A 16659-nucleotide genomic window follows, 5' to 3' on the forward strand; every position below is an offset into this window, starting at 1 on the left:
ATTTATAGCATAAAACTATTTTTTGGCTATTATTAGTCATTATATTCGATTTAAAATAATGACTAATATATTATCACCTGAAAAAAGTGAAAATGATCAAGAATTGCCAATAAGGCCGTCATATTTGCAAGAATTTGTCGGTCAACAGCAGATTAAAGAAAATCTTTCGGTATTTATTAAGGCTGCAAAATCTCGAAATGAGCATCTTGATCATACTTTATTTTACGGTCCGCCCGGGCTTGGTAAAACTACGCTTGCTAAAATTATCTCTAACGAAATCGGCGGTAATTTTAAATCCACCTCCGGTCCTGCTATACTTAAGGTAGCTGATCTTGCTGCTATTCTTACCAATCTTGAAAAGAACGATGTATTATTTATTGATGAAATCCACCGCTTAAATACTGCGGTTGAAGAGGTTTTATATCCTGCTATGGAAGATTTTGAGCTTGATATAATTATCGGTGAAGGATCTGCCGCAAGGTCAGTGAAAATAACCTTGCCGAAATTTACCTTAATCGGTGCTACCACACGCCTCGGGCTGCTTAGTAATCCTTTGCGTGATAGGTTCGGTATCCCTATGCGGCTAAATTTTTATAATACCGAGGAATTGAAGAAAGTTCTAAATAGAGCAAGTAAACTACTTGATATTGATTTGACCGATTCGGGTTCTGAAGAAATAGCTAAAAGAAGTAGAGGAACGCCAAGAATTGCATTAAGATTGCTTCGTCGTATAAGAGATTTTGCAGCAGTTGACGGTAAATCAAGAGTAGATAAGGAAATCTCTGATTTTGGGTTAAATCGTTTGGAAGTTGATCGCATAGGACTTGATAGCAATGATTATCGTTATCTAAAATTCATAGCGGATAATTATAACGGCGGTCCTGTCGGAATTGAAACGATTGCAGCTGCCTTATCTGAACAACGTGATGCACTTGAAGAAACCATAGAGCCTTATCTTATACAGATAGGTTTACTACAAAGAACTCCTAGAGGTAGGGTAATCACGATTACCGCTTTTGAGCATTTGAAAATGCCTGTACCGAATCAATCACATCATCAATTTAATATTTTTAACGAGAATGAATAATAATTTAAATGATAACTACACAGCTGCAGATGTTATAAAAAGGCTGATAAAAGATCATGTTAAACCTTACGCAAATAAAATATATTTTTCGATATTTTGTATGGTTGTTGCAGCACTTTGTACGGCAGTGATCGTACATGCGGCTAGACCTATTATTGATAAGGTTTTTTTAACGCATGATAAGAAAATGCTTATAATAATGCCTATAGTGCTTACTGTAACTTTTGTTATAAAAGGAATTTCAGAGTATTATCAGAATTATCTAATAAAATTTGTTGGGCAGAGGGTACTAAACGATTTACAGATAAAAATGTATGAGCATTTGTTATTTGCCGATATTTCTTTTATTCAAAACCAATCTTCAGGACGTTTAATATCTCGTTTTACTAATGATATTTCTTTGATGCGTGGAGCTGTTTCTAACTTACTTGTCGGATGTGCTAAACATTTCCTAACTGTAGTATGTTTAATAGCAACAATGTTTCATTTAGAACCGCTATTATCTTGTGTAGTTTTTCTTGTTTTCCCTTTAGCTGTTTATCCGGTGCAAAGGATGGGTAGAAAGATAAGAAGAATATTTGCACAGTCACAAGAAGAGCTTGGGCATTATACCTCTCGGCTTGATGAAACATTTCAGTCAATTAAGATTATTAAATCTTTTGTAGGCGAACAAATAGAAAGTAATAGAGCATCGTTGATTATTAATAATATTTTAGAGTTCTACAAAAAAACATCTAAGCTAGATGCGATGGTTTCACCGATTATGGAGGGTTTAAGCGGTCTTGCAGTTGGAGGGATGGTATGGTATGGAGGTAATCTAGTCCTGGAGGGGAAAAGTACGCCAGGGGCTCTTTTTGCTTTTTTGGCTTCTTTTGCAGCGGCTTATAGACCGTTTAAAAGTTTGGTATCGTTAAATATTAATTTGCAAGAAGGAATAGCAGCAGCTAAGAGGGTATTTAGTATTTTGGATACCGAGCCTCTTATTAAAGATCATGAAGATTCTAAAGACGTAGATTTATATAATCCACAAATTACTTTTGAAAAACTAGCTTTAAGGTTTGAGAGTAAAATAGCTATAAAATATATAGATTTAAGGCTAGAGCCTCATAAAATTATTGCGTTTGTCGGGCGTTCAGGTAGTGCTAAGACTTCGCTTAGTAATTTATTAGTGCGTTTTTATGATCCAAATGAAGGAAGAATTTTAATTAATAATCATGATATTAAAGATATTAAGCTTACTTCACTTAGAGGTCAGATTTCCTTAGTTACTCAAGATACTCATTTATTTGATACAAGCGTTGCAGAAAATATAGCATACGGTCAGGAAAACGCTACAAGAGAAGAAATAATTAGAGCAGCAAAATATGCCGATGCTCATGAGTTTATTATGCATCTGCCGAATGGTTACGACACGCAGATAGGGGGGCAGGGGACGACTCTTTCAGGCGGTCAGCGTCAGCGTTTATCTATTGCTAGAGCTTTCTTAAAAGATGCCCCTATTTTAATTTGGGATGAAGCAACAAGCAGCTTAGACCAAGCTTCCGAACAGAAAATTCTAGAATCGTTAAAGAAATTACGCCAAGGAAAAACCACTTTAATTATTACGCATCGTTTAAGCAGTATTACCGATCTTGATAATATTATCGTCATGAAAAACGGTGAGATTTGTGAACAAGGAACTCATACACAATTGCTTAAGAATAAAGATGAATATTATAGGTTGTATAATAAGGAGTTAAGAGAAAATGGTTGATTTATAAAGTAAATAGCTTATATTTATTAATTATTATTGCAACACTAATATTTTCGTCATTGCGAGGAAAAATTGAAAATTTTGACGAAGCAATCCAGTAAAAAATGCATAGCATTTTTTTATTATTTTCCTAGATTGTCACGTTGGGACTATGCCCCTCCTCGCAATGACGATTTAATGAAATATCACAATGCGCATTACCAAGATTTTTAAAGACTATCGATTATTTGAAATATTTATTTTAGGAATAGTTAGCGGTATGCCGCTGGTTATAATTTTTTCTACTCTTGCGGTATGGTTAAAAGAATCCGGTATAGATATCGCCGTTATTACTACTTTTGCGGTTGCAAGGTTATCGTATTCGTTAAAAGTATTTTGGTCGCCTCTAGTCGACAATTTTAAAATACCTTTTTTAAGTAGGTGGGGACATCGCAAAAGCTGGCTTATATTATGTAGCTCTTTAATGGCTTTAGTACTAATTGCTATGAGCAAGGAAAATCCTGAAGTTTCTTTAACTTCTTTCTATTTTTTGACTATATTATTAGGCTTTTTATCTAGCACGTTTGATATTGCCGTTGATGCGTTGCGTATAGATAAGTTTGATCAAGAAACACAAAGCATAGCTAGTGCAACCGCTGTATTCGGTTATCGAATCGGTATGCTTATTACAGGGGCAGGTGCTTTGTACCTTGCAGAAATAACTGGAAATAATTGGCAACTAACTTTCTGTGTTATAGCTATAATATTTGTCGTTGCAACGATATTTATAATAACCGTAAACGAAAAAGAATTAGTAAGAGAAAAAATTAATATTATTTCCATTACTTCATGGATTTCTACAGTAATTAATCCTTTCAAGGATTTTTTCAAAAGAGAATTTGCTGCAACTATTTTACTTGCGGTAATATTTTTTAAATTAGGCGATGCTATGCTTGGAGCGGTTGCCTCACCTTTTTATATAGAGCTTGGTTATACAAAAGGCGAAATAGCAATAATAGCTAAACTTTATGGATTGATTGCAACCTTAGTCGGCGGTTTTGTCGGTGGTATTGTAATGTATAGGGTGGGGAATTTTAAAGGTTTGATTATTACCGGTATTGCCCAAAGCTTAACGCATTTTGCATTTATTTGGCTTAATCATCAGCCTCCTTCTTTTGAAGCTTTATTAATTGCTATTACTATAGAGAATTTTGCTGCCGCTATGGGTGCTACTGCTTTAGTCGGATATATAGGTAATTTATGTAATAAAAAATATTCCGCAACACAATATGCTTTACTTAGTAGTGCTAGTAGTTTATGTAACAATACTGTCACTATTTATGCTGGAAAACTCGTAAATATGATGGGCTGGGACGGTTTTTTCCTCTTTACTATAATTTTAGCCTTGCCTGCTTTGTTTATATTAATGTATCTTAATAAAAAGGTTAATGTGTAGTGAGTATTATTTTCATTGTCATTGCGAGCGACCGTAGGAAGCGTGACAATCTAGGAAAATAATAAAAAAATGCTATGCATTTTTTACTGGATTGCTTCGTCAAAATTTTCAATTTTTCCTCGCAATGACGAAAAATCACACTTGGTTTAATTTAAATAATATTTTATTTATTTAAAATGTTTAGGAAATTTTTATTACCTTATATTTTTGTCGTAACATTTTTTTTTGCGCCTATAAGCGAAGCAAAAAAAGCCGTAAAAAATACCCCTAAACCTCCTGTTCAAACTAGTTTAGTAATTGATGCAAAAAGCGGTAAAGTGTTGCAGGCCCATAATTCACAAATTCGTATTTACCCCGCTTCTTTAACTAAGCTAATGACCCTATACTTAATGTTTGAAGCAATTGAAGCCGGTAAGTTACCTTTAGATAAAAAATTACTTGTATCAGCAAAAGCTTCAAAAATGCCACCGTGTAAGCTGGGTTTAAAAGCAGGGGAAACTATAACCGTTCGAGAGGCAATTAATGGATTAATTATAAAATCTGCTAATGATGCTGCTGTAACGGTTGCTGAGGGCATGAAAGGTTCAGAGAAAGCTTTTGCTCATTTAATGAATGTTAAAGCTAAACAGCTCGGTATGAAGAATACCTATTTTAAAAATGCTTCAGGTTGGCATGACCCATTGCAGCAAACTACCGCAAGAGATATGGCTAAACTTGCTATGGCTTTGAAGAGAGATTATCCTAAATTTTATCCGTTATTTGCTAAAACCAGCTTTGTATTTCGTGGAAACGTAGTAAACGGACATAATAGGGTTACTAAAAATTATCAAGGTGCAGAAGGGATGAAAACAGGTTTTCATACACCGGCAGGTTATAATTTAGTAACTACTGCTTCTAGGAACGGTAAATCATTGATTGCCGTTGTTACAGGCGGTAAAAGTGCCGCATCTCGTGATCAAAAGATGATGGGGCTATTAGATCAGCATTTTAATATTAAGCCTATAGTCCCTAAACCTTCAATCAAGCTTGCCTCTAACAATAAATCTACTACAAAAGCTAAATCAAAAATAATAAAGAAAAAGAATATACGTAGTTGATATGTATCGTCATTGTGAGACCACAAAGTGGTCGTGGCAATCTCATGAGGTAAGACAAAAACTCCTGAGATTGCTTCGTCGAAACTTAAGTTGCTCCTCGCAATGACGTTAAAAATCGAGCCATGCAACAATGCCTACGACTATTAACGATTTAATATTCACACATCTTTTAAGGAGTTACTGCCAATTTATACTTTAAATTTATAAGTTTTATATGACAATTAACGCTACATTTATTGTTGTTTATAACTTTATTAGATGAAGATTTTTTAGAGTTTTTAGCTAAAGTTTTACTTTGTGGTTTTTTTAGATTAATATTTTTTAGAAATTTCTCAGTTTCATTAGGTAAATATTCTATTTTTACTTTAGTTATACCTTGATTTTTAAATGCTAAAATTTCAGCCGCTTTTTGAGAAACATCTATTATACGATTTTTCTTAAAAGGACCTCTATCATTAACCATTAAAATTACTGCTTTATTATTGGCTTTGTTGGTAACTTTAACTAAGCAAGGGAGCGGAAGAGTTTTATGTGCAGCAGTTAATAAATTTCTATTAAATCTATCGCCATTAGCTGTTTTTTTACCGTGAAAACCGTCTTTAAGTCCACCGTACCATGATGCATAACCTGTTTCGGTAAAAGATTTAGGGTTGTGAGGTTTGTAAGTCTTCCCTTTTATTTTATAATTTTTACCGACTTTATAATGTCCTTTATAAGTTAGATTATGAGGATCATCTTTTGATAATTCTTTGTAAGAATATTTGTGGGAATAAGGTAATCTTTTTGAGGTATTACAACCGCTTAGACCAAAACAAAAAATTAACAAAAGTAATAAACCCTTTGCATAACTTGCTCCTAAAGGTAATTTGTATACCTTTGATACTTTAAGATTTGGTAAGTCAAATTTCGGGATTCTCCTGTGTTCACGTATTTTTATACGCTGTGCAGGCTCACCACTTATTTGATTTCCAACTTTTGAAATATCTGCGGTATACGTTAATCCGGTACTCGCATCCTCACGTACTAAAGTGTATGCTGCAGTGCTACATGTCGTGTTTCCTTCAAATTTCTCTTTATTAGCTTCATTCTGCAAGAGGTCTAATTTGAATTTATGATTCTTCACTATTATAATTATTTGTGTTAAAGTTATTCATTATTTTAGCGTAACACACAACTTTTTCAACACCTTTTATTTTTGATGCAATAGAAGCAAGCTTTTCTAGCTCTTCTTCTGATCTTGCAACTCCAAATAAATAAACAATATTATCTATAGTGAGAATAGTATAATTAGCAAATTTAATGTCTTTTCTGACTAAATTTTTAGCTTTAATTTGTGTGGTTATCATACTATCTTTAGTATATTGGGCTAAGTCAAAATGATTACTGTTTTTATTTACTTTCAACTCATTAATAACTTCTTTTACGCTTTTTTGATTCCAAGCAATTTCTACGGCTTTTAACGCATCAGATTCTTTTTGAATATTTCCTGTTAATAATACTCTTCCTTGTGATACTTCAACCTTTATTTTAGCACCTAAATCTCTAAAATTATTTTTTACTAAATCAGCTTTAATGCTGGCAGAAATCCTTGAATCATTTAATGTTTCAGATATTGGTTGATCTTTTGAAGCAACAATGCCGGTAGTGGTTGCTGCAGTAAAAATAGCAGGTAAACAAGCAGATAGACTAAAAGAAAGAGCTATAAAAATTAGAACTCGTAATATCATAACAATAGTACCCTACGATTTTTATTAAAAAGCCATCGGTGTTATCTCTGTGAAAGCAGGGATCCTGTGTCATCCTGCGACTTGATCGTGGGATCCAGCTTAAAATACTAATATTATTAGTATTTTAAGCTGGACCCCGTCGTCAAGCCACGGGGTGACACAGTGGATTTTACCGGTCCATGCAACAACACCTACGCGGTAATGACATAAAGTAAAAATAGTAAGGTATTATATATCATATCTTACTATCCGGTAATTTATTCTTTAATAAAAGAGGTAATTGCAGTAAAATAAATATAAAAGTAATAGGTATTACACCGAATACTTTGAATTTTACCCATGTTTCATCTGAGCAATTACGCCAAACTACTTCATTAACTACAGCCATAAAAAAGAAAAAAGCCGCTGTCCTATAGCTTAAGGTTATCCAACTTTCTTCTTTAAGACGTACTATACTCTCTAAAGCATATTTGATAAAAGGATTTTTTCTTATACCGCTCATGAGAAATATTATTCCAAAAATAACATATAATATAGTAGGTTTGATTTTTATATACATTGAATCGCCGCTAATTAAAGTAATGCTTCCCGAAACTAATAAAACAGTCGTAGAAATAATAGAAAGCTTGGATACTTTCTTATCTATAACATAACAAAGGGTAATACAAATAACAGAGGTAATAAGCATATAAAGAGTAGCGTGTTGTATACCGCCTCCATAAAAAAAGCCTGCAAAAAATGCTATTACCGGACCAATTTCTGATAAAAGTTTTAACATATTTAATTTAATTGTTCTCTTTGATAAAATTAATTTGATTCATTTTTTTGTACTGATATTAAGTTATTTTTGGAATATCTTAATTTTATTTGTATGAAAATATTTATCAGTAATATAGTAGTAAAATAAGCCAGTACTTGTAGCCCGTTAGGTCTTGCAATATAACCGGTAACAATATGTAAGATTTTACCTATCATACTTCTATCTGCTACTAACCATGAACTATCCCAAAGTTGATCGGATAAAAACATAATTAGACCGGAAGAGGTTAAAATACCTGCAGCACTTGCTGCAAATCCTCCTGCTATTAGCATTAATAATATGGTAGAGATTTTAAAAATATATTTTTGATTAGCAATCTTAATGAAACCGAAATATATTACTAAACCAAGTAAGAAGCCACTTGTAGCACCTATTATCACTCCTTGCAAGTAAATACTGCTTGATATTGTTTCAACTGAAGATATGCTATATACTAAAATAATAATTTCTGCACCTTCTCGTAATATAGTAGTGGCCACTAAAAAAAACAACATGAAATAACTGGCATTACCTTCATGAATTTTTACTGATAAGTCGTTTATATGTTGCTTTACTTTTATACCGTAACCTTGCATCCATATTATTGTCCAGCTAATCAGAATTGTTATTAGTATCATAATTCCGGAATCGAATAACTCGTCGCCTATTCCGCCAAAAGATAAAGATAATTTACGTGTAAAAAATGCAAAAATTGAAGCAAATACTACTCCAAGCATTACTCCAGCAATAATATAAAGACGAGATTTTTCTATTTGTTTTGTTACGACGAGTATTACACCAAGTAATAAGGATATTTCTAAACATTCACGAAACACTACTAAAGCAATTTTAAACATATTTTTTATCTAATCATTAACAATTATAAAACCCTGAGCCGTATCTTGATGAAAATCTCCAAAAAATTCATATTTTCCGGACTTGAGAGGTGCAAGTATAATATGTATTGACTCATTTGGCATAACTATTTTTTCACGATGTAAATCATGACTTTCAAACTCTTCTACCGTATCATCTTCATTATGAACAATTAACCTTATCTTAGTCGATTTTGGTACTTCAACTATATTCGGAACAAATTTATGATCTTGTATAGCTATCTTTACTTCTAATATATTATCGTTTGTTTTATTATCGGAACTCTTACTTGTAGAGATATAAATAATTACTGCTAAAAATATTAAACCTACTAATATAATAATATTTTTGTTTTTTTTAATAATTTCCATACTATAATTAAAGTTTAAAGTAAGATGCTTATATACTCGTTTAATTTGAGTTTTAAATTTTTAATAATTACAAAATTTATCCTGCAATTTTTATTAATGCTATAAGATATACAATTATTATCATTATGACAAGGATAGATAATAAAATATAATTTTTTTGTCTTTGAATTTTATTTTGTTTCATATTTATTTAATTTTGTTTAAAGTCTCCTAGTTCAAGCAAAAGATATTCATTTACCGGTAACGATTCATGAGAAATAATTTTATTTATGTTAGAACCTAAAGTTTTAAATGTTTTGCCTTTAGCAATAACACTGCGTGTTCCAATCGTTACTTTACCTTGCAAGGCGTAAGAAAAAATTAAAGGATATGTAATATCGCCGATTTTCATATCTATTTGTTGTCCTTTTGCTTTTGAATCATATAGTATTTTACCGTTTGATAAGCGAGTAATTTTAGCATTAAAGCTTACTTTTTCACCACATAATAAAGGAACACGATAAGCTATCTCATCGTCATAAATTTTAACTTCATTACTTTTAACAAAATTTTGCGGTAATATGGATTTTAAAATTACATTAACTTTATAATTATAAGCATCATCGAAGATAATATTATTACTATTATTAACAGCATATTTTGCCGGAATAATAGCTTCTCGTGCTTCTCCTACCATCATACCGATTATTACATTATCTAAGCCAAGCATTACAGGAGCAGAGCCTAAAGTAAAAGTCTTAGTATCTTCAGATATTAAAGTATTGTTCATATCTGATATTTGATAAAATACGGTAACTACATGTCCGCAAGAAGCGGGACCGATATTACCGCTACCGAGCGTATTAATTTTGAACAGTGTTTTTACTAAATCCTTACGTACTTCAATAGTGTAATCATTAGGATTGATAGGTCCATTTAACGGTTGTAAAATATTTTCAAAAAATGCTTTCCCTTCTTCGGTTTTAAGAGCATTTATTACTATTTTTGAAACCGTACGTTCAAATAAGTTGCCGTTTAATGAAATAGGAGGTTCATTATTTATACTAGTTTGGTTTTCATCGGTAGATGAATTATTTGAAGCCGTTTGCTCTACAGTTGTAAGATTATTGTTGTCGGGAGATATTTTTAACTTTACTATATTGTAAAGTATTAGAATTACAATTATTAAAGATAAAAATTTTTGCATATATATATAATATTTTAGTATAACAAAGTTTACTATAACAATCAATTACTTAATAATCAAATGAGAATAAAAATAATTTGATTAATAAAAATAATTGATTTAAATTTAGATGCAGAATTTTATAAATATAGTGGTGAAAAGTGAAAAAATTTATATTTTGTTTTTTATGTTTATGGACATTAAACATATTTGCTGCTTCTAAAACTTACCCTAATAAGCTTAATCATTGTAAAATTACTAGAAATATATTTAATGATTATGAACCGAAAGTTTTTGAAACTACTAATAATTTATTACGTAAAACAGGAAGATTATCAAAATTTTACGGTGAAAGGATATTAATTAAAGGAAAAGTATTAGATCAAAATTGCGTGCCGGTTGTGGATGCTAAAGTTTATTTATGGCAAGCAGGAAGCGGTGGTAAATATCCTTACGAACCTTTAAAAACTAGAGTTGATAAAAGAAGATTTACAAGTAAAAGCGATTCAAGTTTTACCGGTTCCGGTATTGCTACTACTAATAATAAAGGAGAATATTACTTTATTAGCATGTTGCCTTATACATCTTCTCGTTATTTGAGAAGTGCAAATATAAGAATAGAGCATCCTAGTCTTACTACTCTCGAAACACGCTTAGACTTATCTGATCAAAATATGTGTGATAATGAGTGCAGTGAAGTAAATCCGATATTGATCGAACCGCAAGAAAATATGCCGTCTTATTGTTTTGACTTAGTTTTGCAAGGTACGACGCTTAAGAGGTATTGATACAGTACGTCATTGCGAGGAAAATTACGAAGTAATTTGACGAAGCAATCTCAGGATATTTGACGAGATTGTCACGCAGTCTACGACTGCTCGCAATGACGTTTTACCTCTTTCTGCGGTGCTTCTAAAGGCTTTTTTATACCACAACTACATAATGTAAGTGCTAATACGAATAAATAAAATATCTTCATTACTATAAATTATTATATGACCTTAAGAAATTATAATAAATATCTTATATATATTATAGTATTTTTATTATCTATAATAATTTTTATTCCTAAAATTCATGCTAGGCTCTATGAGCAGCATAAGGATAAATTAGCATTTTTAAGAGGTGCAAGCGTTCCTGATAATATAATTTTTTTTGATGAAGAAAAAAATCAATATTCTCTTGATCAGTTTGAAGGAAAGACTATATTGTTAGTGTTTTGGGCTACTTGGAGTGCTCCTTGTGTCAAAGAAATGCCTGACCTTGATATGTTGCAAAAAGATTTTAGGCAATTACCTTTTTCAGTAATTCCGATTTCAGAAGATTATCAAGACATAAAAGTTGTGAAAGAATATTTTAAAAGCTATCAAATAAGATATTTGCCGATTTATCATGATTATAGAAATGAATTATTTAAAGCCTTAGGGGTTGTTAGTTTGCCGACTAGTATATTAATAGACCCAAACGGCAAAATAGTAACTAGCTTTGTCGGCAATACAAATTGGTATGACGAAAAAGTTAGAGGTACTATTTTATCTGCCATTTCCGGAAATTATCCTGAACCTAAAAATAGTTATAACGCGCAATCTCTGAATAAACCGGCTAAGCCTTTGCTGCCAATAAAAAAGGATGCTCTATAATAGTAACTCCAAGTAAATAGACGAAGTTTAATTTGGAAAAGAGCAAGGAGTATATAAGGCGAGGAGTGGAGCTTATACTTAATAGGTGAGTACCGCAGATCTTATAAGACAACATAGCCATTTTTCAAATGAAACGAGTATATTAAATTAAAAATGAGTAAAATTAATGAATGAAGTAAATAAATCAACTATGGCGAATGCTGAATTTGATCAGATAATAACCAAACGACAGATAAGTAAATTAGATCAATTATTTGCTTCGGTTTTTGGTAATTCTAAAGAGGTGATTGCCGTTTTACGCCTTAGCGGTGTTATCGGTAAAGTAAGTACTATGCAATCGGGACTTACGTTAGAATCATTAAATGCACTAATAGAAAAAGCTTTTAAAATAAAGAAATTAAAAGCATTATGTTTAATTATTAATTCTCCCGGCGGTTCTCCGGCACAATCTGAACTTATTGCAAAACGTATTCGTGATCTTGCTGAAGAAAATAAAATAAAAATTTATAGTTTTATTGAAGATATGGCGGCTTCAGGCGGATATTGGCTGGCTTGCAGCGGTGACCGGATATATGCTTTGCCGAGTTCGGTTATCGGTAGTATCGGAGTAGTATCAAGCGGATTCGGTTTTCATGAAGCAATTAATAAACTTGGGATAGAGAGAAGAGTTTATACGGAAGGCAAGAATAAATCAGTATTGGATCCGTTTAAACCTATTAATAAAGATGATCTTAAAATTATCAAAGATTTGCAAAAGCAGGTTTATGAACATTTTATAGAATATGTAAAAACAAGAAGAGCAGGGAAGTTAACTCAGCAAGACGAAATTTTATTTAACGGTGAATTTTGGGCAGGGCAAACGGCGCTTGATTACGGCTTAATTGATGGCATAGGTGATATGTATAGCGTAATGAAAGAAAAATTCGGTGATAATATTAAGTTTCAATATCTGTGTGCTAAGCAACCTTGGCTTAAAAAGAAACTTGGCATGGGAAGTAAGATATTAACCGATAATCTTGCTAATTCTTTAATTGATGCGGTAGAACATAAAATTATTAACGATAAATTTAATATGAAATAATATGACAATAACACAAGTTAAAATTAAAAAACTAGAAAATTTTTCCGGCAGTTTGCCGGAATATGCTACAGAGCATAGTGCGGGGATGGATTTAATAGCCGCAAACGAGCAACCTATAACAATAAAAGCAGCCGCAATACAGCTAATTCCAACAGGCATTGCTATAGCACTACCGGATTCGTTTGAAGCCCAAATAAGACCCCGTTCGGGTCTTGCCGTTAAACACGGTATCACGGTTGCTAATTCACCCGGTACTATTGATGCAGATTATCGAGGTGAAATAAAGGTCATTCTTATTAATCTCGGTAAAGAAGATTTTATTATAGAAAAAGGCATGCGAATTGCACAGATGATAATCGCAAAGTACGAACGTATATTATGGGAAGAAAGTAGTAGTCTTATGGAAACGATGCGTGGTAGCGGTGGCTTTGGTTCTACTGGTGTTTAGTGGGTCTCTATGTCATTCCCGCTTGCGTGGGAATGACATTAACGAGCCATGCAACAACGCTTTTAGTAGCTCGTAATGACTATTAGGTATCCACGCAACAAATCATAAAACTTATGAAAATCACAATAAAATTGTTAACCTCTATATTGTTGTTATTAGCTTTGAAAGTAAATGCTAATTCTGATGCTGTAGATAATGTTAAGCAAGTTTTTACCTATATCGATCAAAAAAATTGGTCACAAGCCGAAGATTTAGCTCTAGAAGTAAATAATAAAATTTTAACAAAAATTGTACTTTCTCAGAAATATTTAGATAATAAATATTCAGATAATAGTTTTGAACATGTAATAAGGTTTTTATGCAATAACCCGGATTGGCCCCAAAATAAGCTGCTTGAAGAAAGAGCAGAAGAATATCTAAATAATAATACAAATAAAAAAGTAATTGTTGATTGGTTTAGTAAACATCCTCCTCTTACCGGCAAAGGTTATAAATTTTATGCGGCAGCTGCAAGTAGTTTAATCAAAGATCAGAAGATATTACTACCTATTATTAAAGAGGCTTGGGTATACGCCAATTTCACTCCTGAAGAAGAAAATGCATATTACAATAAGTGGCATAAATATTTAACTGCGAGTAATCATTTAGAGCGAATAGAAGAACATTTATGGAAAAATGATATTAGATCTGCTGAGCAATCCCTGAAATATGTGGAGCAAGGTTACCGTAATTCTTTTAAAGTCCAAATTGCGATTATAGGTAAATCGCCAAATGCTGAAAAGCTTTTTAAAAGTGTTCCTGAAAAATACTATACTTCCGGTTTATTATATCGTTATTTAGATTTTAAAAAAATGCAAAAGCCGACAAAGGAAATTATTACTTTGTTTAAGAAAGCTAAAAATAACCGTAAACATTTTGCTAAATGGTGTCGTATTCAGTCCTATTATGCTCGTGCATTCATCGATTACAAAGATTTTGCTAATAGCTATAGAATGGCAACGCTTCCTTTTGCTACTTGTCCTGAAACTATAAGGGAGCAGGAGTGGCTTGCGGGCTGGCTTTCTTTAAGTTTTTTAAAAAAGCCTGATCAAGCATTAGTACATTTTAATAAGTTTATTAAAGTTGTGAAGACTCCGATTAGTTTGGCACGTGGGTTTTATTGGCTCGGTCGTACTTATGCAGCAAAAGGCGATAAGCAAATGGCTAGAAAATTTTACGAGCAGGCAGCTAAATATTCTTTTACCTTTTATGGGCAGGTAGCAAATATTGAATTAAATAGGACAAAGTTAGTTTTACCTCCTATTCCCGTAATAACTTCTGAAGAAAGGAAAATTATAGAAAATAAAGAGATTATTAAAGCAATAAGGTTATTGGTTAAATATAATAAAAACTACTTAGCCCTGATATATTCCAAAGCAGCAATGAAAAATACTAAAAATTCTGCAGAAATTCAAATAATTGCGAATATTATTAAAGCCAATAATAATACTAATCATATGGTTGAGGTGGCAAAAATTGCTGCCCAAAATAATGCTTTTATTCCGGATTGTGCTTTTCCAACGCCTTATAATCTAGTAGGTTTGCCTATCCCACCTCATTTAACTTATGGAATAATTAGACAAGAATCGGTTTTTGATCATAAAGCAGTAAGTTATGCAAATGCTATGGGTCTCATGCAACTTATTAAAGGTACTGCTTGTGATACCGCAAGATCCATAAATGTTAAATGTAATGTAGCAGACTTAACTAGAAATCCGGTATATAATATTAAACTTGGTGCGCATCATTTCAAAAAATTATTAGATAATCATAAAGGTTCTTATATTCTATCCATTGCTTCTTACAATGCCGGAAGTCATAATGTAGTAAAATGGATAGATAGGTTTGGTGATCCAAGGGATATAAAAGATACAAGAAAAGTTATTGACTGGATAGAACTTATACCTTATCGAGAAACAAGAGATTACGTTCACAGAGTACTTGAAAATGTTCAGATTTATCGGGTAATCTTAAATAAGAATAGTAGTTTGTACTTTAAGCGTGACTTACATGCTTGTGATATAGCAAAAAGTTAATTGTTTTATTTTGACATATTTAGTAATATAGTAAGTATAACATCGACACTAATTAAAAACTATGAATTAAGGAGGAGAGTATGAAAAAATTAGAGCAACACTTTAAAAAACAGCGCAATGATAACGATATTCAAGTAAAGAAATATAAAAACGATCTTAATGTAATCGGCATTAGATATGACCATAAATTTGCACATGTTGCAGTTCCAAATCATGCTACCGGCGGGTTTGAATATTTTAAATGGGATTGGATGACAAGCATTACGGGTAGTCATTCAGAAATAGTACCAAGATTTAAGAAAATAGTAAGCATTTTAAAAGAAGCTAAAAGTAACCCAGCCCAGTATGAAAACTTAGTATCTCACTTGGATGCTAGTACTAAAAATGCACTTGAGGTTACTATTAAGAGTAATAATATTACTGTACCGACACAAGACACTAATAAGGTAATGTCAGAAATATTATCAGGAATGCAAACATGGCTAGATACAAAAAGTCATATCCCTATGGACCTTAAACAAAAATTCTTAGATTTAGGTTCTAATCATTTAGCACTATTCATAAAAGCTGCTTATAACAAATTTAACAATAAGTGGATAGTTAAAGAGTTTGTTGATAATGCTGTAAAAACTGGAAAAGAAGGTAGAAAATATCTAGCCGATTGTGATTGTAGTGCAACTGACCAGCTATGGACAAAGCTTGTTGAACCTATAATAGAAAACCTTAGAATAAGCGAAAATTCAACTGATAAATCTGAAGATGATGAAATATCAGAGGCTTTGGCGAATAAACTTGGAGCAAAAGTAAAGACTTTAGCACTATCTAATACTCATGAACTACCAGCACAAAAAGAAGCATTAAAGCTTGTATATGATATGAGGAAAGGTAATATAGATAAAGCAGCTGTTGTTAAGAACATTAATTTTTTTGGTCAGGACGATACTGTATTAGGTGGGTCTGTAGAATATAGTGGCCTTACTATTGACCAAATCAAGGCTAAAGCAGTAGAGATTGCCGGTGATGATGCTGCTTTAGAATAGCTTCTTAAGGTTATTCTCATTTTCTATGTCATTTCTGTCCCTAGCTAAAATGGGAATCCAGTGCT

At 32.2% G+C, this 16659-nt stretch carries 16 protein-coding genes; 10 read left to right on the forward strand and 6 right to left on the reverse strand.

Annotated features, from left to right (window positions below; genetic code table 11):
- Positions 1-58 precede the first annotated feature (58 nt).
- From ruvB to WSW_RS0100890, 4 genes are all read left to right on the forward strand, one after another.
- Complete coding sequence (gene ruvB, locus WSW_RS0100875) at positions 59-1087, forward strand: Holliday junction branch migration DNA helicase RuvB (protein WP_016916709.1); 1029 nt, start codon at positions 59-61, stop codon at positions 1085-1087.
- A complete protein-coding gene (locus WSW_RS0100880) occupies positions 1080-2840 on the forward strand; it encodes an ABC transporter ATP-binding protein (RefSeq protein WP_016916710.1) in 1761 nt (586 codons plus the stop codon). Before ruvB ends, WSW_RS0100880 begins: the two co-directional genes overlap by 8 nt.
- A 190-nt stretch (positions 2841-3030) precedes the next feature.
- Positions 3031-4275: an AmpG family muropeptide MFS transporter gene (locus tag WSW_RS0100885; RefSeq protein WP_016916711.1), complete on the forward strand. Its 1245-nt coding sequence runs from the start codon at positions 3031-3033 to the stop codon at positions 4273-4275.
- 176 nt (positions 4276-4451) lie between these two features.
- Positions 4452-5372, forward strand: coding sequence for a D-alanyl-D-alanine carboxypeptidase family protein (locus WSW_RS0100890; RefSeq protein ID WP_004995869.1), 921 nt, complete (start codon positions 4452-4454; stop codon positions 5370-5372).
- Positions 5373-5541: 169 nt separating this feature from the next.
- On the opposite strand, the gene WSW_RS0100895 is transcribed toward WSW_RS0100890, so the two are convergent.
- The 6 genes from WSW_RS0100895 to WSW_RS0100920 form a co-directional block, all read right to left on the reverse strand.
- Positions 5542-6504: a septal ring lytic transglycosylase RlpA family protein gene (locus WSW_RS0100895; RefSeq protein ID WP_029374922.1), complete on the reverse strand. Its 963-nt coding sequence runs from the start codon at positions 6502-6504 to the stop codon at positions 5542-5544.
- The gene (locus tag WSW_RS0100900; RefSeq protein ID WP_016916713.1) at positions 6482-7099 is read right to left on the reverse strand and encodes a BON domain-containing protein; all 618 of its coding nucleotides are present in this window, start codon (positions 7097-7099) and stop codon (positions 6482-6484) included. Before WSW_RS0100900 ends, WSW_RS0100895 begins: the two co-directional genes overlap by 23 nt.
- A 235-nt stretch (positions 7100-7334) precedes the next feature.
- Positions 7335-7877 carry a septation protein A gene (locus WSW_RS0100905; RefSeq protein ID WP_004995863.1) on the reverse strand — a complete coding sequence of 181 codons (543 nt, stop codon included), beginning with the start codon at positions 7875-7877 and terminating at the stop codon, positions 7335-7337.
- A gap of 29 nt (positions 7878-7906) precedes the next feature.
- Positions 7907-8755, reverse strand: coding sequence for an FTR1 family protein (locus WSW_RS0100910; protein WP_010977176.1), 849 nt, complete (start codon positions 8753-8755; stop codon positions 7907-7909).
- Positions 8756-8764: 9 nt separating this feature from the next.
- A complete protein-coding gene (locus WSW_RS0100915; protein WP_012719649.1) occupies positions 8765-9145 on the reverse strand; it encodes a cupredoxin domain-containing protein in 381 nt (126 codons plus the stop codon).
- Positions 9146-9335: 190 nt separating this feature from the next.
- Complete coding sequence (locus tag WSW_RS0100920) at positions 9336-10331, reverse strand: FKBP-type peptidyl-prolyl cis-trans isomerase (RefSeq protein ID WP_016916714.1); 996 nt, start codon at positions 10329-10331, stop codon at positions 9336-9338.
- A 140-nt stretch (positions 10332-10471) separates the two neighbouring features.
- Between WSW_RS0100920 and WSW_RS0100925 the strand changes: the two genes are divergently transcribed.
- From WSW_RS0100925 to WSW_RS0100950, 6 genes are all read left to right on the forward strand, one after another.
- Complete coding sequence (locus tag WSW_RS0100925) at positions 10472-11098, forward strand: dioxygenase family protein (protein ID WP_016916715.1); 627 nt, start codon at positions 10472-10474, stop codon at positions 11096-11098.
- A 207-nt stretch (positions 11099-11305) separates the two neighbouring features.
- Entirely contained in the window at positions 11306-11950 is a 645-nt protein-coding gene (locus WSW_RS0100930; RefSeq protein WP_016916716.1) for a TlpA disulfide reductase family protein, read from the forward strand.
- Between the two features lie 166 nt (positions 11951-12116).
- Positions 12117-13031, forward strand: a complete 915-nt coding sequence (locus tag WSW_RS0100935) for a S49 family peptidase (RefSeq protein WP_016916717.1) — start codon at positions 12117-12119, stop codon at positions 13029-13031.
- A gap of 1 nt (position 13032) precedes the next feature.
- Positions 13033-13479: a dUTP diphosphatase gene (gene dut, locus WSW_RS0100940; protein ID WP_010977182.1), complete on the forward strand. Its 447-nt coding sequence runs from the start codon at positions 13033-13035 to the stop codon at positions 13477-13479.
- Positions 13480-13592: 113 nt separating this feature from the next.
- The gene (locus tag WSW_RS0100945) at positions 13593-15554 is read left to right on the forward strand and encodes a lytic transglycosylase domain-containing protein (protein ID WP_016916718.1); all 1962 of its coding nucleotides are present in this window, start codon (positions 13593-13595) and stop codon (positions 15552-15554) included.
- 80 nt (positions 15555-15634) lie between these two features.
- The gene (locus WSW_RS0100950; RefSeq protein WP_016916719.1) at positions 15635-16594 is read left to right on the forward strand and encodes a hypothetical protein; all 960 of its coding nucleotides are present in this window, start codon (positions 15635-15637) and stop codon (positions 16592-16594) included.
- Positions 16595-16659 lie beyond the last annotated feature (65 nt).

It is taken from the genome of Rickettsia honei RB, assembly GCF_000263055.1.
Taxonomy (GTDB): Bacteria; Pseudomonadota; Alphaproteobacteria; order Rickettsiales; family Rickettsiaceae; genus Rickettsia; species Rickettsia rickettsii.